The 19,744-nt window shown below is 64.9% G+C and carries 28 protein-coding genes; 24 read left to right on the plus strand and 4 right to left on the minus strand.

Annotated features, from left to right (window positions below; all coding sequences use genetic code 11):
* Positions 1–120: 120 nt before the first annotated feature.
* The 12 genes from rpsJ to HGR_RS03570 all read left to right on the plus strand — a co-directional run bounded on the left by rpsJ (position 121) and on the right by HGR_RS03570 (position 6,181).
* Positions 121–435 (plus strand): 30S ribosomal protein S10, encoded by a 315-nt coding sequence (gene rpsJ, locus HGR_RS03515; RefSeq protein WP_006296707.1) that lies wholly within the window; start codon positions 121–123, stop codon positions 433–435.
* Between the two features lie 210 nt (positions 436–645).
* Entirely contained in the window at positions 646–1,320 is a 675-nt protein-coding gene (rplC, locus tag HGR_RS03520) for a 50S ribosomal protein L3 (protein ID WP_006296708.1), read from the plus strand.
* Positions 1,320–1,940 (plus strand): 50S ribosomal protein L4, encoded by a 621-nt coding sequence (gene rplD, locus HGR_RS03525; protein WP_006296709.1) that lies wholly within the window; start codon positions 1,320–1,322, stop codon positions 1,938–1,940. The genes rplC and rplD overlap by 1 nt, the downstream gene beginning before the upstream one ends.
* On the plus strand, positions 1,937–2,254 hold the full coding sequence (rplW, locus tag HGR_RS03530; protein ID WP_006296710.1) for a 50S ribosomal protein L23: 318 nt from the start codon (positions 1,937–1,939) through the stop codon (positions 2,252–2,254). Before rplD ends, rplW begins: the two co-directional genes overlap by 4 nt.
* A 2-nt stretch (positions 2,255–2,256) precedes the next feature.
* Positions 2,257–3,081, plus strand: coding sequence for a 50S ribosomal protein L2 (gene rplB, locus HGR_RS03535; RefSeq protein WP_006296711.1), 825 nt, complete (start codon positions 2,257–2,259; stop codon positions 3,079–3,081).
* 10 nt (positions 3,082–3,091) lie between these two features.
* A complete protein-coding gene (gene rpsS / locus HGR_RS03540) occupies positions 3,092–3,370 on the plus strand; it encodes a 30S ribosomal protein S19 (RefSeq protein WP_006296712.1) in 279 nt (92 codons plus the stop codon).
* Between the two features lie 12 nt (positions 3,371–3,382).
* A complete protein-coding gene (gene rplV / locus HGR_RS03545; protein WP_006296713.1) occupies positions 3,383–3,712 on the plus strand; it encodes a 50S ribosomal protein L22 in 330 nt (109 codons plus the stop codon).
* A 15-nt stretch (positions 3,713–3,727) separates the two neighbouring features.
* The gene (gene rpsC, locus HGR_RS03550) at positions 3,728–4,618 is read left to right on the plus strand and encodes a 30S ribosomal protein S3 (RefSeq protein WP_006296715.1); all 891 of its coding nucleotides are present in this window, start codon (positions 3,728–3,730) and stop codon (positions 4,616–4,618) included.
* Positions 4,619–4,620: 2 nt separating this feature from the next.
* On the plus strand, positions 4,621–5,037 hold the full coding sequence (gene rplP, locus HGR_RS03555; RefSeq protein ID WP_006296716.1) for a 50S ribosomal protein L16: 417 nt from the start codon (positions 4,621–4,623) through the stop codon (positions 5,035–5,037).
* A gap of 14 nt (positions 5,038–5,051) precedes the next feature.
* Positions 5,052–5,249 carry a 50S ribosomal protein L29 gene (gene rpmC / locus HGR_RS03560; RefSeq protein WP_006296717.1) on the plus strand — a complete coding sequence of 66 codons (198 nt, stop codon included), beginning with the start codon at positions 5,052–5,054 and terminating at the stop codon, positions 5,247–5,249.
* Positions 5,250–5,258: 9 nt separating this feature from the next.
* Complete coding sequence (gene rpsQ, locus HGR_RS03565) at positions 5,259–5,528, plus strand: 30S ribosomal protein S17 (protein ID WP_006296718.1); 270 nt, start codon at positions 5,259–5,261, stop codon at positions 5,526–5,528.
* A gap of 146 nt (positions 5,529–5,674) precedes the next feature.
* On the plus strand, positions 5,675–6,181 hold the full coding sequence (locus HGR_RS03570; protein WP_006296719.1) for a peroxiredoxin: 507 nt from the start codon (positions 5,675–5,677) through the stop codon (positions 6,179–6,181).
* A 100-nt stretch (positions 6,182–6,281) separates the two neighbouring features.
* On the opposite strand, the gene HGR_RS03575 is transcribed toward HGR_RS03570, so the two are convergent.
* Entirely contained in the window at positions 6,282–7,016 is a 735-nt protein-coding gene (locus HGR_RS03575; protein ID WP_039852254.1) for a GntR family transcriptional regulator, read from the minus strand.
* A gap of 284 nt (positions 7,017–7,300) precedes the next feature.
* Here HGR_RS03575 and HGR_RS03580 point away from each other — a divergent pair, with 284 nt between their 5' ends.
* The 10 genes from HGR_RS03580 to HGR_RS03625 all read left to right on the plus strand — a co-directional run bounded on the left by HGR_RS03580 (position 7,301) and on the right by HGR_RS03625 (position 16,657).
* Positions 7,301–8,623: an aromatic ring-hydroxylating dioxygenase subunit alpha gene (locus tag HGR_RS03580; protein ID WP_006296721.1), complete on the plus strand. Its 1,323-nt coding sequence runs from the start codon at positions 7,301–7,303 to the stop codon at positions 8,621–8,623.
* Positions 8,624–8,635: 12 nt separating this feature from the next.
* Positions 8,636–10,075, plus strand: a complete 1,440-nt coding sequence (locus tag HGR_RS03585) for a glutamine synthetase family protein (protein WP_006296722.1) — start codon at positions 8,636–8,638, stop codon at positions 10,073–10,075.
* Between the two features lie 22 nt (positions 10,076–10,097).
* Positions 10,098–10,421 carry a 2Fe-2S iron-sulfur cluster-binding protein gene (locus tag HGR_RS03590; RefSeq protein WP_006296723.1) on the plus strand — a complete coding sequence of 108 codons (324 nt, stop codon included), beginning with the start codon at positions 10,098–10,100 and terminating at the stop codon, positions 10,419–10,421.
* Complete coding sequence (locus tag HGR_RS03595; protein ID WP_006296724.1) at positions 10,421–11,674, plus strand: NAD(P)/FAD-dependent oxidoreductase; 1,254 nt, start codon at positions 10,421–10,423, stop codon at positions 11,672–11,674. The genes HGR_RS03590 and HGR_RS03595 overlap by 1 nt, the downstream gene beginning before the upstream one ends.
* A gap of 21 nt (positions 11,675–11,695) precedes the next feature.
* Positions 11,696–12,874, plus strand: coding sequence for an ABC transporter substrate-binding protein (locus HGR_RS03600; protein WP_006296725.1), 1,179 nt, complete (start codon positions 11,696–11,698; stop codon positions 12,872–12,874).
* Between the two features lie 82 nt (positions 12,875–12,956).
* Positions 12,957–13,814 (plus strand): branched-chain amino acid ABC transporter permease, encoded by an 858-nt coding sequence (locus HGR_RS03605; RefSeq protein WP_006296726.1) that lies wholly within the window; start codon positions 12,957–12,959, stop codon positions 13,812–13,814.
* Positions 13,811–14,776, plus strand: coding sequence for a branched-chain amino acid ABC transporter permease (locus HGR_RS03610; RefSeq protein WP_006296727.1), 966 nt, complete (start codon positions 13,811–13,813; stop codon positions 14,774–14,776). Before HGR_RS03605 ends, HGR_RS03610 begins: the two co-directional genes overlap by 4 nt.
* Positions 14,773–15,552 carry an ABC transporter ATP-binding protein gene (locus HGR_RS03615; RefSeq protein ID WP_006296728.1) on the plus strand — a complete coding sequence of 260 codons (780 nt, stop codon included), beginning with the start codon at positions 14,773–14,775 and terminating at the stop codon, positions 15,550–15,552. The genes HGR_RS03610 and HGR_RS03615 overlap by 4 nt, the downstream gene beginning before the upstream one ends.
* Positions 15,545–16,258 (plus strand): ABC transporter ATP-binding protein, encoded by a 714-nt coding sequence (locus HGR_RS03620; RefSeq protein WP_006296729.1) that lies wholly within the window; start codon positions 15,545–15,547, stop codon positions 16,256–16,258. Before HGR_RS03615 ends, HGR_RS03620 begins: the two co-directional genes overlap by 8 nt.
* Positions 16,259–16,291: 33 nt before the next feature.
* Complete coding sequence (locus HGR_RS03625) at positions 16,292–16,657, plus strand: 5-carboxymethyl-2-hydroxymuconate Delta-isomerase (RefSeq protein WP_006296730.1); 366 nt, start codon at positions 16,292–16,294, stop codon at positions 16,655–16,657.
* Between the two features lie 46 nt (positions 16,658–16,703).
* On the opposite strand, the gene HGR_RS03630 is transcribed toward HGR_RS03625, so the two are convergent.
* Both HGR_RS03630 and HGR_RS03635 read right to left on the minus strand, forming a co-directional pair.
* The gene (locus tag HGR_RS03630) at positions 16,704–17,222 is read right to left on the minus strand and encodes a GNAT family N-acetyltransferase (RefSeq protein WP_006296731.1); all 519 of its coding nucleotides are present in this window, start codon (positions 17,220–17,222) and stop codon (positions 16,704–16,706) included.
* A gap of 45 nt (positions 17,223–17,267) precedes the next feature.
* Positions 17,268–17,939 (minus strand): cytochrome b/b6 domain-containing protein, encoded by a 672-nt coding sequence (locus tag HGR_RS03635; RefSeq protein WP_039852257.1) that lies wholly within the window; start codon positions 17,937–17,939, stop codon positions 17,268–17,270.
* Between the two features lie 82 nt (positions 17,940–18,021).
* Between HGR_RS03635 and HGR_RS03640 the strand changes: the two genes are divergently transcribed.
* The gene (locus HGR_RS03640; RefSeq protein WP_006296733.1) at positions 18,022–18,489 is read left to right on the plus strand and encodes a c-type cytochrome; all 468 of its coding nucleotides are present in this window, start codon (positions 18,022–18,024) and stop codon (positions 18,487–18,489) included.
* Between the two features lie 24 nt (positions 18,490–18,513).
* On the opposite strand, the gene HGR_RS03645 is transcribed toward HGR_RS03640, so the two are convergent.
* Positions 18,514–19,068, minus strand: coding sequence for a TlpA family protein disulfide reductase (locus tag HGR_RS03645; protein WP_138922386.1), 555 nt, complete (start codon positions 19,066–19,068; stop codon positions 18,514–18,516).
* Between the two features lie 73 nt (positions 19,069–19,141).
* Here HGR_RS03645 and HGR_RS03650 point away from each other — a divergent pair, with 73 nt between their 5' ends.
* Positions 19,142–19,738 (plus strand): hypothetical protein, encoded by a 597-nt coding sequence (locus HGR_RS03650; protein WP_006296735.1) that lies wholly within the window; start codon positions 19,142–19,144, stop codon positions 19,736–19,738.
* The last annotated feature ends 6 nt before the right edge of the window (positions 19,739–19,744 follow it).

The following is a 19,744-nucleotide window of genomic DNA, read 5'->3' on the forward strand; positions in this document are numbered from 1 at the left end:
GCGAAGGCGGCAAGACCGTCGGCGCCGGCGTCGTGGCGAAGATCATCGCGTAATTTGGGCCTGGCCGGGCGGACTCCGCACAGGGGGCTCGCCCGGACTCGATCCTGACCAGGAGCAAACATGGCTACCAAGCAAAAAATCCGCATCCGCCTCAAGGCGTTCGACTACAAGCTGATTGACCAGTCGGCCGCCGAGATCGTGGACACCGCCAAGCGCACCGGCGCCATCGTCAAGGGCCCGGTCCCGCTGCCCACGCGCATGAAGCGTTTCGACATTCTGCGTTCGCCGCACGTTAACAAGACCAGCCGCGACCAGTTCGAGATTCGCACGCACCAGCGCCTGATGGACATCGTGGACCCGACCGACAAGACGGTGGACGCGCTGATGAAGCTGGACCTCGCCGCTGGCGTGGACGTCGAAATCAAGCTGCAGTAAGCGGCTGGTGCCGGGCTTGCCCGGCTGAAGAATGGCGATCTGGCCCGGATTTGCGGTTTTCCGCGAATCCGGCTAGAATGCCGGGCTCGACCTCTTTCGGGTCGAGTTTTATCAACCCTCTTTCACGCTTGCTCGCAGACCATGTTTGCGAACCCCAAGCAAACGTCGAAGCCAATTGAAGCGGCGACGGTGAGAGTAAAGGAGTCAAAAATGAGTTCGAGCAATCGATTGGGGTTGCTGGGGCGCAAGGTGGGCATGATGCGTCTGTTCACCGATGACGGCGATGCAGTGCCCGTCACGGTGGTCGATGTGTCCGACAACCGCGTGACCCAGGTCAAGACCCAGGACAATGATGGCTACGTCGCCCTGCAGGTGACCTTCGGTTCGCGCCGTGCTTCGCGCGTGACCAAGCCGCAAGCCGGCCACCTCGCCAAGGCGGGTGTCGAAGCTGGTGAAATCATCCAGGAATTCCGCGTCGCTGCTGACACCGCCGCCAAGTACCAGGCCGGTGCCAAGCTGCCCGTGACCGAGATCTTCGCCGTGGGCCAGAAGGTGGACGTGCAAGGCACTTCCATCGGCAAGGGCTTCGCCGGCACGATCAAGCGTCACAACTTCAGCTCGCAGCGTGCCTCGCACGGTAACAGCCGTTCGCACAATGTTCCGGGCTCCATCTCGATGGCCCAGGATCCGGGTCGCGTGTTCCCGGGCAAGCGCATGACGGGGCACATGGGCGACGAAACAGTCACCACCCAGAACCTCGACGTGATCCGCATCGACGAAGCCCGTCAGCTGCTGCTGATCAAGGGCGCTGTTCCCGGCTCCGCCGGCGGTTTCGTGACCGTCCGCCCCGCTGTGAAAGTCCAAGCCAAGAAGGGAGCGAACTGATGCAGCTCGAACTCCTGAACGAACAAGGCCAGGCCTCTTCCAAGCTGGAAGCGCCGGACACTGTGTTCGGTCGTGAATACAACGAAGCCCTGGTTCACCAGATCGTCGTCGCCTTCCAGGCCAATGCCCGTCAAGGCACGCGCGCCCAGAAGGACCGCGCCACGGTCAAGCACTCGACCAAGAAGCCGTTCAAGCAAAAGGGCACGGGTAACGCCCGCGCCGGTATGACTTCCTCGCCCCTGTGGCGTGGGGGCGGTCGCATCTTCCCGAATTCGCCTGAAGAAAACTTCAGCCAGAAGGTCAACAAGAAGATGTACCGCGCTGGCATGGCGTCCATCTTCTCGCAGCTGGCTCGCGAAGGCCGTCTGGCCGTGGTCGAGTCGCTGAAGGTGGATTCGCCCAAGACCAAGGCGCTGGCCGCCAAGTTCAAGGCCATGAAGCTGGACTCCGTGCTCGTCATTGCCGATGAGGTCGACGAGAACCTGTACCTGGCCTCGCGCAACCTGGCCAACGTGCTGGTGGTCGAGCCGCGCTACGCCGATCCGCTGTCGCTGGTCCACTACCGCAAGGTGCTGGTGACCAAGGCCGCCGTGGACCAACTCAAGGAGATGTACGCATGAGCGCCGCCATCCAATTCGATGAAGGTCGCCTGATGCAAGTGCTGATCGCGCCGATCGTGTCCGAGAAGGCCACGATGGTTGCCGAGAAGAGCAATGCGGTGACGTTCAAGGTCCTGCAAAACGCCACCAAGCCCGAGATCAAGGCCGCCGTCGAGCTGCTGTTCAAGGTCGAGGTCAAGGGCGTTTCCGTGGTCAACACCAAAGGCAAGACCAAGCGCTACGGCAAGTCCGTGGGCCGCCGCGACAACGTGCGCAAGGCTTACGTCATGCTGAAGCCCGGTCAAGAGCTGAACCTGTCCGGGGAGGCCGCGTAATCATGGCTGTCATCAAGATGAAACCGACCTCCCCCGGCCAGCGTGCCGTGGTGAAGGTCTCGCGTGATCACCTGTACAAGGGTGAAGGCTACGCGCCGCTGCTGGAGCCCCAGTTCCAGAAGTCGGGCCGCAACAACAACGGCCACATCACCACCCGTCACAAGGGCGGGGGTCACAAGCACCACTACCGCGTGGTCGATTTCAAGCGTGACAAGGACGGCATCCCCGCCAAGGTCGAGCGCATTGAGTACGACCCTAACCGCTCGGCTCACCTGGCGCTGCTGTGCTATGCCGACGGCGAGCGTCGCTACATCATCGCGCCGCGCGGCCTGGAAGTGGGTTCGACCATCCTGAACGGTGCCGAAGCGCCGATCCGTGTGGGCAACACCCTGCCGATCCGCAACATTCCCGTGGGCTCCATCATCCACTGCATCGAACTGCAGGCGGGCAAGGGCGCTCAGGTCGTGCGTTCCGCGGGAGCCTCGGCCACGCTGCTGGCGCGTGAAGGAACTTACGCTCAGGTGCGCATGCGCTCGGGCGAAGTCCGCAAGATTCACATCGAATGCCGCGCCACGATTGGTCAAGTCGCGAACGAAGAGCACAGCCTGCGCCAGTTCGGCAAGGCGGGTGTCAAGCGCTGGATGGGCATTCGCCCGACCGTGCGCGGCGTCGTGATGAACCCGGTCGACCACCCGCACGGTGGTGGCGAGGGCAAGACTGGCGAAGGCCGTCATCCGGTGGACCCGTGGGGTAACCTCACGAAGGGCTACCGTACCCGCAACAACAAGCGCACGCAGACCTTCATCGTGTCGCGTCGCAAGAAGTAAGAGGTAGCAAATGACTCGCTCTCTCAAAAAGGGTCCGTTTGTTGACCATCACCTGCTGGCGAAGGTTGAAAAAGCCGTCGCCGTCAAGGACAAGAAGCCGATCAAGACCTGGTCGCGCCGCTCCATGGTTCTGCCCGATTTCATTGGGCTGACCATTGCCGTGCACAACGGCAAGCAGCACGTGCCGGTCTACATCACCGACCAAATGGTGGGCCACAAGCTGGGTGAGTTCGCGTTGACTCGCACCTTCAAGGGCCACCCCGCGGACAAAAAAGTCCAGAAGAAATAAGGAGCAGCCAACATGGAAACCCGTGCAAGCCTCCGTGGCGTCCGCCTCTCCGTGGACAAGGGCCGTCTGGTCGCTGATCTGATTCGCGGCAAGAAGGTCGACCAGGCCCTCAACATTCTGCAATTCACGCAGAAGAAGGCGGCGCTGATCATCCGCAAGGTGCTGGAGTCCGCCATCGCCAACGCCGAGCACAACGACGGCGCCGACATCGACGAACTGAAGGTCAAGACCATCTACGTCGAGCAAGGCACCACGCTCAAGCGTTTCACCGCCCGAGCCAAGGGCCGCGGCAACCGCATCAGCAAACCGACGTGCCATGTGTACGTGACGGTCGGCAACTAATCGAGGTCTGAGGATATGGGACAGAAAATCAACCCGACCGGTTTCCGCCTTGCGGTGAGCCGCAACTGGGCCTCGCGCTGGTACGCCAGCAACCGTGATTTCGCCGGCATGCTTGCCGAAGACATCAAGGTGCGCGAGTACCTCAAGACCAAGCTGAAGAACGCCTCCGTTTCGCGCGTGCTCATCGAGCGCCCCGCCAAGAACGCCCGCATCACGATCTTCTCGGCACGTCCGGGTGTCGTGATCGGCAAGAAGGGCGAGGACATCGAGAACCTGAAGCGCGACCTGGGCAAGCAGCTGGGCGTGCCGGTGGCCGTCAACATCGAGGAAGTGCGCAAGCCCGAAATCGATGCCAAGCTGATCGCCGACAGCATCACCCAGCAGCTCGAGAAGCGCATCATGTTCCGCCGTGCGATGAAGCGCGCCATGCAGAACGCGATGCGCCTGGGCGCTCAGGGTATCAAGATCATGTCGTCGGGTCGTCTGAACGGCATCGAAATTGCCCGTACCGAGTGGTACCGTGAAGGCCGTGTGCCGCTGCACACCCTGCGCGCGGACATCGACTACGGCACGTCCGAAGCCAAGACCACCTACGGCGTGATCGGCGTCAAGGTGTGGGTGTACAAGGGCGACAACCTGGGCCGCAACGAGCAGCCCGCCACCACCGAGCCGCGCGCCGAGGAAGAGCGTCGCCCGCGTGGCCCGCGCCGTGATGGCGCTGGCCGTCCGGGTGCTGATCGTCCGGCCCGTGGCGGCGCACGTCGTCCCGCTGGCAGCAATGCCGCGCCCGCCGATGGAAGTGACAAACCCGCGGAGGCCGCTGACGCCGCCGCCCCGAAAACCGCCGTTAAGCGCGTCCGCAAAGCCGCGCCAGCCGCATCTGCTGACGGTGCTCAAGGAGAATAAAGATGCTGCAACCTGCTCGCAGAAAATACCGCAAGGAGCAAAAGGGCCGCAACACGGGTCTTGCCACCCGTGGCAGCTCCGTGGCCTTTGGCGACTTCGGCCTCAAGTGCGTTGAGCGCGGTCGTCTGACCGCGCGTCAGATCGAGGCGGCGCGTCGTGCCATCTCCCGCCACGTCAAGCGTGGTGGCCGGATCTGGATCCGCGTGTTCCCCGACAAACCCATCTCCCAGAAGCCTGCTGAAGTGCGCATGGGTAACGGCAAGGGCAACCCGGAGTACTACGTGGCCGAAATCCAGCCGGGCAAGATCGTGTTCGAGATCGTCGGCGTGCCCGAGGAACTCGCGCGTGAAGCCTTCCAGCTGGCCGCCGCCAAGCTGCCGTTGCGCACCACCTTTGTGGCCCGCATGATCGGCCAGTAATCAGGAGCATCGATATGACGAAAACTGCTGATCTGCGCCAAAAGGACGTGGCCGCCCTGCAAGCCGAAGTGAAGGACCTGCAAAAGGCTCACTTCAACATGCGCATGCAAAAAGCCACGCAACAGCTCAATAACACGGCGCAAATGCGTCTGACGCGCCGTGCCGTTGCGCGCGCCAAGACGATTCTTGCCGAAAAGCAAGCGGCCAACTAAGGAGTGACCATGACGGAAGCCAAAAAATCCCTCAAGCGCACCCTCGTTGGCAAGGTCGTCAGCGACAAGCGCGCCAAGACCGTGACCGTGCTGATCGAGCGTCGGGTGAAGCACCCGATCTACGACAAGATCGTGATCCGTTCCAGCAAGTACCACGCCCATGACGAAAATGGCGAATACAAGCTGGGTGACGTGATCGAGATCACCGAGAGCCGTCCGCTGTCCAAGACCAAGAACTGGGTTGCGACCCGTCTGGTCGAAAAGGCTGTGGTGGTTTAAGCCTCGACCGTGACCCGGTCTTGCGAAACGGCTCACAATGGTGGGCCGTTTTCGCTTCTGCGTGACAAGCGCCTCGCGCATGCTCAGCAAATTTCAATCTGCTGATTCACCTTCCCTGCCATTCATCCTCATCAAGGAGCACCCCCATGATCAAAGTTGGAGATTCCCTGCCAGACGTGACCCTGTCGGAGTACTCCGAAGTCGAAGGCAACGGTTGCAGCATCGGACCCAATCCGGTGCCTGTCGCAAAGTCCTTGGCGGGGAAGACCATTGCTCTGTTCGCCGTGCCTGGCGCTTTCACACCCACCTGCTCGGCCAAGCATGTGCCTGGGTATGTCGAACACCACGCGGCATTCAAGGCCGCTGGCGTGGACGAAATCTGGTGCTTGGCGGTGAATGACCCCTTCGTCATGGGTGCCTGGGCGCGTGACCAGAAGACCAATGGCAAGGTGCGCATGCTGGCCGATGGCAGTGCCGAATTCGCCAAGGCCACGGGCTTGACCTTGGACCTCACGGCGCGCGGCTTGGGCCTGCGCAGCAATCGCTATTCCATGCTGATCAAGGATGGCAAGGTGCAGACCCTCAACATCGAAGCGCCCGGCAAGTTCGAAGTCAGCGACGCGGCGACCCTGCTGGCCCAGGTCAAGGGCTGAAGCGCGAACGAGTGCAAGGCGCGTCAGCCCACAGAAAAAGCCATCGCCCCGCGATGGCTTTTTTCATGGCTGCTCAAGGTTCATGGTGGGAGCCTTGGTGTTACTTGCCGGGATGCACGCCGACCAATTTCAGCCCGGGCATCAGGTTGGCGGCCAGTTCCGGTCGTTCCGACGCGTAGTCCAGGTTCATGCGGGCAATCTCCACATGTTCCTCGCCCAGGGCCTGGGCGCGTGCGCCCTGGCCGCGTTCGATGGCCTGGACCAGGGCGTGGTGCTGGCGATGGGCCTGCTGCATCCACTGGTGGCCTTCTTCCATCGATGACTGCATGGGCAGCATGGCGCTGGGAGCGGCGAACGGCTGCCCCATCAGGGATTCCATGCTCCGCTTCAGTGCCGCGTTGCCGCAGCCGTCCATGATGAGTCGGTGGAAGGTGTCGTTCATTTCGACATAGGCGGCATAGTCATCCAGGTCCATGCGCGCCTTGTAGACCGCTTTGTCGCCCGCGCTCAAGCAGTCGTGCAGGGCCCTGAGCAGCGGCCGGGTCGCGCCTTCCTCTGCCAGCAGGCGTGCGGCGAAGCCTTCAACCAGGCCCCGCACGCGGATCGCATCGGAGATCTCGCGCAGGGTGAAACGACGCATCTGATAGCCCCCGCCGGGCGACGGTTCGATCAGCCCTTCGTGCTCCAGGCTGCCCAGCGCGAGGCGGACCGGCGTGCGTGAGGCGCCTAGCCGCTCGGCCAGCGGGATCTCGGCCAGGCGTTCGCCCGGGACAAATTCCCCCTTGAGGATCATGTCCCGTAGCTGAACCAATACGCGCGATTGTTGAGAGTCCATGTGGTGGCTTGTATGCACGCAGTGCGGGAATCTTAACAGCAGCCAATTTGGCATACCGAGTTGTAAATCTGGCCTAAATAATGCATGCATAAAAACGGAGTGGTGAAATTCTGAGAGATGAATCTACCTAAATGCCCAATTAAATGGCAATAAATATCAGTGTTAACCACTAATTTTGAGGAAAACAAGGCAACCATCCTTGATGAATGCCGGCTTTGGCAGAAATAATGAATTCGATTGCATGCAATCAAGTGCAATCGTCAGTCCGATTGGAGCCTTTCTTTATGATCAGTGCCGAACAAAATGATTTCATGACCCAGGTTGGTGCCGGAACGCCAGCCGGAACCCTGCTGCGCCGCTATTGGCAACCCGTGGCTCTGTCGGAAGAACTGAAGGGGCCCCGGCCACTCAAACCCGTGCAGCTCATGGGTCAGCACTTCGTGCTGTTCCGCGACGAGAGCGGCCGCCTAGGCTTGCTGGACAGAGATTGCCCCCATCGTGGCGCGGACCTGGCGTACGGTCGGCTCGAGGATGGCGGGCTGCGCTGCGCTTTCCACGGCTGGTTGTTTGACGCGACCGGTCAATGTCGCGAGACGCCAGCCGAGCCCGTGGGCAGCAAGCTGTGCACGCGCATCAGGCAGGGCGCCTACCCGGTCGTCGAAAAAAGCGGCGTGATCTTCGCCTACCTGGGCGAAGGCGAACCGCCGGCCTTCCCGGAGTTCGATTGCTTCGTCGCGCCCGACAGCCACACCTTCGCGTTCAAGGGTCTGTGGGAATGCAATTGGCTGCAGGCGCTGGAAGTCGGCATGGACCCAGCCCATGCGTCCTTCCTGCACCGCTTTTACGAGGACGAAGACACCGCCGAAAGCTACGGCAAGCAGTTCCGCGGCGCGTCGGCCGACTCGGACCTGGCCATCACCAAGGTGCTGCGCGAATACGATCGTCCGGACATCCACGTGCAAGCCGCGCCGTTCGGCATGCGCCTGACCACCTTGCGCAAGCTGACCGAGGCGCAGACCCATGTGCGCGTCACCAACGTGGTGTTCCCGCAGGCCTTCGTGATTCCGATGAGCACCGAGATGACGATCTCGCAGTGGCACGTGCCCGTGGACGACCACCGCTGCTACTGGTATGCCATCTTCACCAGCTTCACCAAGCCGGTGGACAAGCAGCAGATGCGCGCACAACGCCTGGAAACCATCGAGCTGCCCGACTACATCTCGCGCAAGAACAAGCGCAACGAATACGGCTACAGCGCGGAAGAGCAGGCCACCAAGACGTACACCGGCATGGGCATGGACATCAATGTGCATGACCAATGGGCCTGCGAATCCATGGGCTCGATCCAGGACCGCACGCGCGAGCACCTGGGCACGACCGACAAGGGCATCGTGGCTTACCGCCGCCTGCTGGTGCAGGCCATCGAGGCCGCGCAGGCGGGTGCACCGGTGCCGGTGCGTCCTGACGCGGCCCAGGCCAGCGCCTTGACCGGGCCGCCGTCCATCGATGGCGTGGCCAGCGTCGACGCTGTCGACGGCTATTGCGAACAGGCCGACCGGGCGCGGCGCCTGAACTGCGACTGGGCCAGCGCGCGCCTGAAGGACTGAGGTTCAACGCCCATGAGCGATTTCATTGAGCGTTTCGGTCTCTGGTCTGCCGACCAGCAGGTCCAGGCCCGGGAACTGCTGGCCCGGCTCGACAGCGGCGAGGTGGACGTGGTCCGTTTCGCCTGGGCCGACCAGCACGGCATCCTGCGTGGCAAGACCCTGGTGACCGAGGCCGCGCGGGGTGCTTTCAAGCGCGGCGTGAATCTGACCACCACCTTGCTGGCCAAGGACACCTCGCATCGCACGGTGTTCCCGGTCTTCACCAGCGGCGGGGGCTTCGACCTTCCCGGCCTGCAGGGCGGCGCCGACTTCGTCATCGTGCCTGACCCGGGCACGTTCCGCATGTTGCCCTGGGCGCCGCGCACCGCCTGGGTGCAGTGCGACGCCTACATGAAGGATGGGCAGCGTTGCCCCTTCGACACTCGCCGCATCCTCCAGCGCGCGGTGGAACAGGTCCACGCGCAAGGCTTGAGCTTCGTCGCGGGCCTGGAAGTGGAGTTCCATGTCTTCAAGCTCGACGAGCCCGCCATGCGCTTGGCCGACTCCGGCCAACCGGGCGAGCCCCCGAAGGTGTCCCTGCTGACGCATGGCCACCAGTACCTGACCGAGCTGCGTTATGACAGCGTCGACCCGCTGATGGAACTGCTGCGCGACCAGCTGATGGCCCTGGGTTTGCCCCTGCAATCGCTGGAGATCGAATTCGGCCCCAGCCAGTTCGAGCTGGTCTTCGGCCCGACGCGGGACATGATGCCGGCCGACACCATGGTGCTGCTGCGCAGCGCGATCAAGCAGATCTGCCGCCGACATGGCTACCATGCCACCTTCATGTGCCGCCCGCGCATTCCGAACGTGATGTCCAGCGGCTGGCATCTGCACCAGTCCCTCTGCCACCAGGCCGATGGCCGCAACGCCTTCGTGCCCGAGCAGGACGGCGCCAGCCTGAGCCCCCTGGGCCTGCACTACCTGGCCGGCCTCAAGGTCCATGCCTGCGGCAGCGCCGCCCTGGCCAGTCCCACGCTCAATGGCTACCGCCGTTACCGGCCTTTCTCGCTGGCACCAGACCGGGCGATCTGGGCCCACGACAACCGCGGCGCGATGCTGCGCGTGCTGGGCGCGGTCGGTGACAGCGCCTCCCGCATCGAAAACCGCATCGGCGAGCCCACGGCCAATCCTTATCTCTACCTGGCCTCGCAGCTGTACTCCGGCCTGCACGGCATGGCGGAGCGTCTGGACCCCGGCCCTTCGGCCGATGCACCCTACGAAACGCCGGCCGAACAACTGCCCCGCACACTGGGGGATGCGCTCAACGCTCTCAAGGCGGACCGTTGGCTGTGCGCGCAGTTCGGCCAGGGTTTCGTCGACTACTACTGCCACATCAAACAGGCCGAGATCGCACGCTTCAACCTCGAGGTGAGCGAATGGGAACAGCGCGAATACTTCGACATGTTCTGAGCCTGCCCGGACACCGAATGCCATGCCCACCATCCACTACATCCTGAAGGACGGCAGCACGCGCAGCGTCGAGGCCAAGCCCGGCGCCAGCGTGATGGAGACCGCCATCCGCCACAACATCCGCGGCATCGACGCCGAGTGCGGCGGCAGCTGCTCCTGCGCCACCTGCCATGTCTACGTCCTTGAGTCCGACCTGCCCAGGCTGACGCCGCCCGACGAGATGGAAGACGAGTTGCTCGATGGCACCGCCAGCGCGCGCGCGCCCAACAGCCGCCTGAGCTGCCAGATCACCGTGACGGCCGGGCTCGACGGCCTGACCGTGCGCGTGCCGGAGACCCAGGTCTGATGGCCCGGTCCGAGCCCCTGCTCATCGTCGGTGCCTCGCACGCCGGCACCCAGCTTGCCGCCGCCGCGCGTGAGCAAGGCTTTGACGCGCCCATCGTGCTGCTGGGCGACGAGCCGCACACGCCTTACCAGCGCCCGCCGCTGTCCAAGGGTGTGCTGACTGGTAAGACTGAGGTGGACCAGCTCGCGCTGCGCGGCCCCGACTTCTACCGCGAGCAGGGGATCGACCTGCGCCTGGGCGTCCGCGTCACGGGCCTGGACCTGAGCACGCGGCGCCTGCGCCTGGCGGATGGTGGACAACTGGACTTCGGCTGGCTGGCCCTGGCCACGGGCGCGCGCTGCCGGCCACTGCCGGTGCCCGGCGCCGACCTGCAGGGCGTGCACATCTTGCGCACCCTGGACGACGCACAAGCCGTGGTGGCCGCGCTCGGTGCCAGCCAACGCGCCTGCGTGATCGGCGGCGGCTTCATCGGTCTCGAGGTGGCCGCGGCCCTGAGCAGCGTGGGTGCCAGCGTCACCGTGGTCGAAAGCCAGCCGCGCCTGCTGGCCCGCACCTTTCCCGCCGCCATGTCGGACTACGTGGCCGACGCGCATCGACGGCGCGGTGTCGCGCTGGCGCTGGGCTGTGGCGTGCGTGCCCTGCACGGGCACCAGGGCCGGGTGGTGGCGGTGGAACTCGTCGATGGACGGCGCATCGATTGCGACCTGGTGGTGCTCGGCATCGGGGTGCAACCCAACAGCGAACTCGCCGAGCAGGCCGGCATCGCTTGCGACAACGGCATCCTGGTCGATGCCCTGGGCCGCAGCAGCGCGCCGAATGTGCTGGCCATCGGCGATGTCGCCAACATGGCGCTTGCGGCCGTGCCCGGTGGTCCCCAACGCGCGCGCCTGGAATCGATCCAGGCCGCGAACGACGGCGCCCGTGCTGCCGCCACGTTGCTGGTCGGTCGGCCCCAGCCTCTGGATGCCGTGCCCTGGTTCTGGAGCGAGCAGCACGAGCTGAAGTTCCAGATGGCTGGCCTGCCCGCGCCGGGGGACCAGACCGTGCTGCGGGGCGAGCTGGCCAGCGACAAGTTCACGCTGTTCTACCTGCGCGAGGGCGCCGTGCGCGCCGCGCACACGGTGAACCGCCCGGCCGAGCACATGCTGGCGCGCAAGCTGATCGCACAGGGCGCGCGCATCGCGCCCGAGCTGTTGGCCGATCCGTCGGTCGATCTGAAGTCCTTTTTCACCCCCCCTCGGCCTGCGGGCTGATCTTTTCCACGGAGCACCACGATGAACCTCTCCAAACGCACCTTGCTGGCAGGCCTCGCGCTGGCCACTCTGGGCGCCGTCGCTCAGGCGCAGGACGCCCTCAAGATCGGCCTGATCGGCACCTACTCTGGTCCGTACGCCGACTACGGTCGCCAGTTCGACGCCGGTGTCGCGCTCTACCTGAAAGAGAACGGCGGCAAGATCGCCGGCCGCACGGTGGAGATCGTCAAGAAGGACACCGGGGGCGCCAACCCCGACGCTTCCAAGCGCATCGCCCAGGAACTGATCGTGCGCGACAAGGTGCAGATCCTCACGGGTCTGGACTTCAGTCCCAACGCCTACGCCGTTGCCGCCGTCGCCACCCAGGCCAAGGTGCCGGTGGTTGTCATGAACGCCTCGTCCTCGGCGATCACGAGCAGCTCGCCCTACGTGGCGCGTCTGTCCTTCACGGTGCAGCAGGTCTCCGATCCGATGGCGCGCTGGATGCTCAAGCAAGGCATCAAGGAATCTTATGTGGTGGTGGCGGACTATGCCCCGGGCGTTGATGCGCTGACCGCGTTCAAGAAAGCCTTCGAGCAGGGCGGTGGCAAGGTCGTGGGCGAGCTGCGCACGCCCATGAGCAACCCGGACTTCTCGGCCTATGTGCAGCGCATCAAGGATGCCAAGCCGCAATCCGTCTTCTTCTTCTTCCCCTCGGGCGTGATGCCGCCGGCCTTCCTCAAGGTCTGGAAAGAGCGGGGCATGGACGCCGCTGGCATCAAGCTCTTCGCCACGGGCGAGGCCACCGACGACAGCTACCTGGACGCGACCGGCGACGTGGCCCTGGGCCTGATCACCAGCCACCACTATTCGTATGCCCATCCCTCGGCCAAGAACCAGAAGTTCGTCAAGGACTTCGAGGCCCAGTTCGGCACCAGCCTGCGCCCGAGCTACTTCGCCGTGACCGCCTATGACGCCATGACCGCGATTGACCAGGCGCTCAAGAAGACGGGCGGCGACCTGAATGGCGACAAGGTCATGGAAGCGCTGAAGGGTTTGAAGTTCGAGAGCCCGCGTGGCCCCGTCGAGATCGACCCGGTCACCCGCGACATCGTGCAGACGGTGTACATCCGCAAGACCGAGAAGGTGGGCGGCAAGCTGGTGAACGTGGAGTTCGACAAGTTTGACCGCGTGAAGGACCCGGCCAAGGAAGCGCCCTGAGTCCGGCGGCATCTGGCCGCAGTATCCTGCGCGGGCCGAACGCCATCCGGCGGGCCGGCCCGCGCGCAGCAATGGAAATTCGATGGCTATCGTGATCTTTGACGGAGTGGCCTACGGCATGCTCCTCTTCCTCATGGCGGTGGGCTTGTCCATCACCATGGGCCTGATGAACTTCGTCAACCTGGCGCATGGCAGTTTCGCCGTGGTCGGCGGCTACGCCGCCGCCGTGGTGATGAACCAGCTGGGCCTGGGATATGCCACGGCCCTGGCCTGCGCCTTCGTGGTCGCTGCCCTGGTGGGTGCGGTGCTCGAATTTCTGCTCTACCGCCGGCTGTACCGCGCCCATCCCCTGGACCAGGTGCTGCTGTCCATCGGTTTGGTCTTCGTGTCCATTGCCTCGCTGACTTACTTCTTCGGTCCCTCCATGTTGCCCTTCCATCTGCCCGAGGCGCTGCAAGGCCAGGTCACGATCGGGGGTGTCGGCGTGGGGCGTTACCGCCTCTTCCTGATCGGTGCGGGACTGCTGATCCTCGTGCTGCTGCTCGGCATGCTGCGCACGCGGTACGGCGCCATGGTGCGCGCCGCGGTGGACAACCAACGCGTGGCTGCGGGCACGGGCATCCACGTGCAGCGGCTCTTCCTCCTGACCTTCGCCCTGGGCTGCGGTCTGGCCGGACTGGGCGGCGCCCTGAGCCTGGGCATGCTGGGCCTGGAGCCGTACTTTCCGCTCAAGTACATGGTGTACTTCCTGATCGTGGTCTGCGTGGGCGGCGCCGGCACCATCGTTGGCCCCTTCGTGGCGGCCCTGCTGGTCGGCATCGTGGACGTGGCGGGCAAGTACTACTTGCCCGAGGCCGGCGCCTTCCTGATCTATGTATTCATGATCGGCATGTTGCTGCTGCGCCCTAACGGCATCATTCCGCGCAAGGGCCTCGCATGAAACGACTCGCACTTTCCTCGGCGCAACTTCGTGCCGCAGAGTTGGCCTTCTGGCTGCTGCTGGGCAGCAGCTTCTTCCTCGCGCCCGACCACCTGACGCTGCTGAGCCAGATCCTGATCTTCGGCCTGTTCGCGGTCTCGCTGGACATGGCCTTGGGTTACGCCGGCATCCTGACGGTGGGTCATGCCGCCTTCTTCGGCGCCGGGGCCTATGCCGCCGGCCTGCTGGCCCGTCATGGCTGGGGTGAGCCCTTCACCGGCCTGCTGACCGCGCTGGCCGTGGCGGGCACGCTGGGTTACGTGCTGAGCTACATGGTCGTGCGCGGCGCGGACCTGACGCGACTGATGATCACCATCGGCGTGTGCGTGCTGCTGTACGAACTGGTCAACCGCCTGTCCGGCATCACCGGCGGCACGGATGGGCTGCAGGGCATGACGGTGTGGCCCGTGGCCGGTCTGTTCGAGTTCGACTTGTTCGGCAAGACGGCCTTCGTCTATGCCTATGCCATGGTGCTGCTGATGTTCCTGCTGGTGCGCCGGGTGCTGCGCTCGCCGTTTGGCCTGGCATTGCGCGGCATCCACGACAACCGCCGGCGCATGCTGGCCATCGGCTCGCCGGTCGAATCGCGGCTGCGCATGGCCTATGCCTTCTCGGCCGCCATCGCCGGCGTGGCCGGCGCCTTGCTGGCGCAGACCACGCAGTTCGTGGGCATCGAATCGATCAGCTTCAACCGTTCCGCTGAGATCCTGATCATCCTGGTGCTGGGGGGTACAGGTCGCCTGTACGGCGGCTTGATCGGCGCCATCGTCTACATGCTGGTGCACGACGGGTTCGCCGACCTCAATCCTGAGTATTGGATGTTCTGGCTGGGCTTGTTCCTGATCACCGTCGTGATGGTTGGCCGCGGCGGCATCATGGGCCTCCTGTCTCGACTGGTGCGCATCAAGGAGCCAACACGATGAGCACTCTCGCACTCGAAACCCAGGGGCTGGGCATCCGCTTCGGCGCCTTCCAGGCCGTGGCCGAGGTCAACTTGCAACTGCAGGTGGGCGCGCGCCAGGCGCTGATCGGCCCCAACGGCGCCGGCAAGACCACCCTGATCAACCTGCTCACCGGGGTCTACAAGCCGACGGCGGGCAGCATCCGCATGAACGGACAGGACATCACGGTGCACGCGGCCGATCGCCGCGCGCGCAATGGCCTGGCCCGCACCTTCCAGATCAACCAGCTGTTCCCGAGCCTGACGCCCTTGCTGTCGGTGGTGCTGGCCATCCACGAACGCGAAGGCCAGGGCGCGACCTGGTGGCGCCCCTACCAGCGCAGCACGGCCTGCTTCGACGAAGCCCATGCGCTGCTCAAGCGTCTGCGCCTGGACGCGCTGGCCCAGGTGCCCGTGGCCGAGCTGGCCTATGGCAAGCAGCGCCTGCTGGAGATCGCGCTGGCGCTGGCCGCGCGGCCGCGCATCCTGCTGCTGGACGAACCCGCGGCCGGCGTGCCCGAGGATGAGAGCGGCGAGCTGTTCGACGTGATCGGCGAACTGCCTTCGGACATCAGCGTGCTCTTCATCGAGCACGACATGAAGCTGGTGTTCCGCTTCGCCCAGCGCATCTCGGTGCTGGTGGCTGGGCGCATCCTGACCGAGGGCGCACCACGCGACATCGCCCACGATCCCCGCGTGCGCGAGGTTTACCTCGGCAGCACCCACGTGGGCATCCACCCGGAGACTGCCCATGGCTGAGCTTCTCGCCTTTGATCGAGTCACGGCCGGCTACGGCAACGCCGTGGTGCTGGACAAGCTGAGCCTGACCTTGGCGCAGGGCCAGAGTCTGGCCATCCTGGGGCGCAATGGCGTGGGCAAGACCACCCTGCTCGAAACCCTGATGGGCAACACCCGCGTGACGGGCGGCGCCATCCGCTGGCGCGGACAGGACATCACGCACCTGCCCGCCCATCTGCGCGTGCGCGCGGGCCTGGGCTGGGTGCCGCAGGAGCGCGAGGTCTTTCCCTCGCTGATGGTGGAGGAGAACCTGAGCGTGGTCGCGCGCCCGGGCGCCTGGACGCTGGACCGCGTCTACGGCTTCTTTCCGCGCCTGCGCGAGCGGCGGGCCAATTACGGCAACCAGCTCTCGGGCGGTGAGCAGCAAATGCTGGCCATCGGCCGCGCGCTGATGACCAACCCGGTGCTGCTGCTGCTCGACGAACCCATGGAAGGCCTGGCGCCCATCATCGTCGAGGAGCTGGCGGCTTCCATCCGCCGACTCTGCGAGGACGAGGGCCTGGCCTCCATCGTGGTCGAGCAGCACCCGGTGCTGGCGCTGGACATGACGCACCAGGCCATCGTGCTGGAACGCGGCACCGTGGTCCACGCTGGTCCGAGCGCGGCGCTGGCGGCCGATCAAGCGCTGCTGGATCGCCTGCTGGGCGTGGGCATCGAGGCCACCTGAGTCCAGGACTTTCAAACCAAGCCGTTCCCGTTCATGCCCCACATCGTTGTCGAATACACCCCCAACCTGGGGCATCTTCCGTTCCAGGACATGCTGGCGGCCGTGACGCGCCGGCTGGCCGCCAGCCCCGAGATCGGGGACGAAGCCGATCTGAAGGCGCGTGTCCTGCGCGCCGAGGCTTTTCGCGTGGGGCTCGCGGACGAGGGGCGTGGTTTCATCCACGTCACCCTGCGCATCCTGGCTGGGCGCAGTCCGCAGGCGAAGAAAGACCTGAGTCAGCGCGTCCTTGCCGGCATGCGCGAGCACATGCCCTCGCTGCCTGCCGCGCTCACGGCCTACTTGAGCGTCGAGGTGGTGGACATGGACCGCGAAAGCTATGGCAAGGTCCGCCTGGGCTGAAGTCCCGCCGCCACACGGCGAGGCCTCGGTGGGGTTCGTCTGGCGCCTACTTTCGCGGGCTGGAGAGCGTCGCCAGCAGGTAGTGCGCACCTGCAATGGGGTTGTGATAGTAGGGCGGGATGTCCACGAAGCCCAGGTCTTCGTAGAGCGCGCGGGCGGCTTCCATGTCGTCCAGCGTGTCGAGCAGCACGTGGTCGTAGCCCTGCACCCGTGCGGCGTCGAGCGTCGCCTCGCTCAGGCGGCGGCCCAGGCCCAGCTTGCGAAAAGGCGGACGCACGTACAGGCGTTTCATCTCGCAGGCATTGGCGTAATCGGCGGTGTCCAGGGGGCGCAATGCGCTACATCCCGCTGCCTGCCCGTCGACCCAGGCCAACAGCAGGAGGCCGCGCGGAGCGGCGTAGTCACCCGGCAGATCGCGCAGTTCTTGCTCAAAGTTCTGAAACCCCAGGTCGACGCCAAGGCTGCGGGCGTATTCGAGAAAGAGTCCTCGCAGGATCTCCACATCGCGGGCGTCACGCGGCGTGGACACGGAGATGGAGGGCAGGGGCGAAGGGCGCGCGATCATGGAGAGGATGAGGACGTGACGGGACGTCGTTCAGCAGGTCATGGGTCAAGCGGCGAATCCGGTCAGCCACCAAGTCAGCACCGCGCAGGCCAGCAGCAAGACCAAGGCCAACACGCGGCTCAGGAGATCGTCACGCGATGGCGGGCAGGGTGACGAGGTCAAGGTTGGCAACTTGTCGCCATGCACCATGGGGCTGATGAGATTGTCCCCGCGCACGAGCAGGTAGAAAAGAATCGCGCCAACGTGCACCAGCACCAGCCCGAGCAGCAGCCACTGACCGATGTCCGCATGGTAGTCCGACATCCAAGCGGTAAAGGTCTCGGGGAAGTGCCGCGCCCAAGGGCCCGCATAGGCAATGTCATCGTCGCTCATCAGTCCGCTGATCACCTGGGCCAACAGCACCAGCAGCATGGCCCAAACCGACAAGGCCCCCAGCAGGGTGTGGCCCAAACCGGCTTCCGTGTCGCGGGCCTGCCCACGCAGCGCGCGCCAGATGCGACGGGGCGATGGGGCGAAGTTGGCGAAGCGCGACCAGTGCCCGCCCACCAGGCCCCAGACCAGGCGAAAGAGCAGCAGCACGAGCACGGCGCAGCCCAGACGCATGTGCCAATCCAGGGCGCCGAGGTAGGCGGTGGCGAACATGCCGATGATGGCCGCCGCCAGCAGCCAATGGAACAGGCGCGTCGGCAAATCCCAGACCCGTACCCTGTGCTTCAACTCCGACGTCTTTTGATGCAAGAATGCCCCCGCGCTCATCTTGTTTTCAATCCTTATTCATTGACCCTGAGGAGTCGTGACCATGACCGCGAAGATCCACCCGCGCAGCGCAGCCCTTTGGGCGGCCTGCGCCCTGATGTGCACCCTGTTTGCCGAGCCTGCCATGGCGCAGTTTGCCAAAGCCGAGGACGCCATTCAATACCGTCAAGAGAAGCTCAAGGCCATGGGCGACGAATCGGATCGGCTGGGCGCCATGGTGCGCGGCCGAGTACCTTTCGACGCCAAGGTGGCCCAGCAAAGCGCGGAGGCCTTGCTGGCTCTGAGCAAGCTACCCTGGCCGGCTTTCGCGCCGGGTTACGAGGGCGGCAAAGCCAAGCCCGAGGTCTGGAAGGAGATGGACAACTTCAAGGCGGCCGCGCAGCGCCTGCAGGGCGACACCGCCAAGCTGGCCGAGGCCGCCAAGACCGGCGATATCGAGCGCATCAAGGCTGCGTTCGGCGACACCGCCGATTCCTGCCGCGCCTGCCATCGCGAGTTCCGCAACCGCTGAGCCTGAGCGCAGGGCGCAGGCGATTCAGGCCTGCGCCAGCAGTTCCTCGATCAGCCGGTGCAGTTCGGCGAAGTCCGGTTCACCGACATAGCGTTTAACGATCTCACCCTGCTTGTTCAAGAGGTAGGTCGTGGGTGTCAGGCGCACATCGCCCCAAGCCAGCGCGGCCTCACCCGTGTTGTCGAAGGCCACCTTAAAGGGCATCTTGCGCGTCTGCGCGAAATTCACGACGTAGCTCGGCGGGTCGTAGCTCATGGCCACGGCAACCGTTTCGTAGCCCCGCGCGTGGTACTTGTCGTAGGTGGAGATGATCTTGGGCATCTCGGCCACGCAGGTGGTGCAGCTGGTGGCCCAGAAATTCACCAGCACGACCTTGCCACGCCAAGCGGAAGTGTTCTCGGTCGAGCCATCGAGCAGCACGAACGAGGTCTGCGGCGCGGCACCGAAACCTGAACTGCGCAGCAGCCACCAGCCGGCGGCGGCCAGGAGTGCCGCGAGGGTGACAACCAGTGCGCGATTGCGCCAGGCGCGTGCAGTGGAGGCGGGGGAGGACGGGGAGGTCACAGTGTCGGTATCCATGGCAAGGAGCAAGTGTATCGCCCTGGGGGTGATCTGGGTGGTCAGGGGCATGGCGGGCAGGGATAATTCCCCCATGCTTCAACGCCTTTTGCTCCCGCTGTGTGCCGGTCTTGTCCTCATGGGGTGCAGCCCCAGCCTGAACTGGCGCCAGGTCCGCCTGAAGCCGGAGACCGTGAAGACGTCGGAAACCCAGGCCGAGGAAGCGGCCCTGCAGGCCCTGCTGCCTTGCAAACCGGACCAGGCCACCCGTCCCCAGCGCATGGCGGGATACGAGGTGATGGTGACCATGATGGGTTGCGAGGCGGATGGCGGGCTGTTCGCGATCGCCGTCGCGGTGCCCAGCTCGCACCAGGCCTTGATGGCCGTGCTGGCCCAATGGCAGACGCATGTTCTGGCCAGCGTGCATGCGCAGGGCGGCAGCCGCAAGCCCTTCGCGCTCAAGGGCGCGGATGCCCAGCCCGAGGGCACGCAATTGCTGGCCCGGGGTCGCTCGGGCGCGGGCGTTTCCGGGGCCTCGTCCTCCGAGGCTCAAGAACCTTCGGGTCGAGCCTTGAATGTGCAGGCGGTCTGGTTCGCGCGCGGCGGGCGGCTCTACCACGCCGCCGTCTACGCCGAGCGGCTCAGCCAGGCCATGACGGAACCGTTCTTCGGCAGCCTGGCTTTTGAGTGAATCCCG

The sequence above is a fragment of the Hylemonella gracilis ATCC 19624 genome (assembly GCF_000211835.1).
Lineage (GTDB): Bacteria > Pseudomonadota > Gammaproteobacteria > Burkholderiales > Burkholderiaceae_C > Hylemonella > Hylemonella gracilis.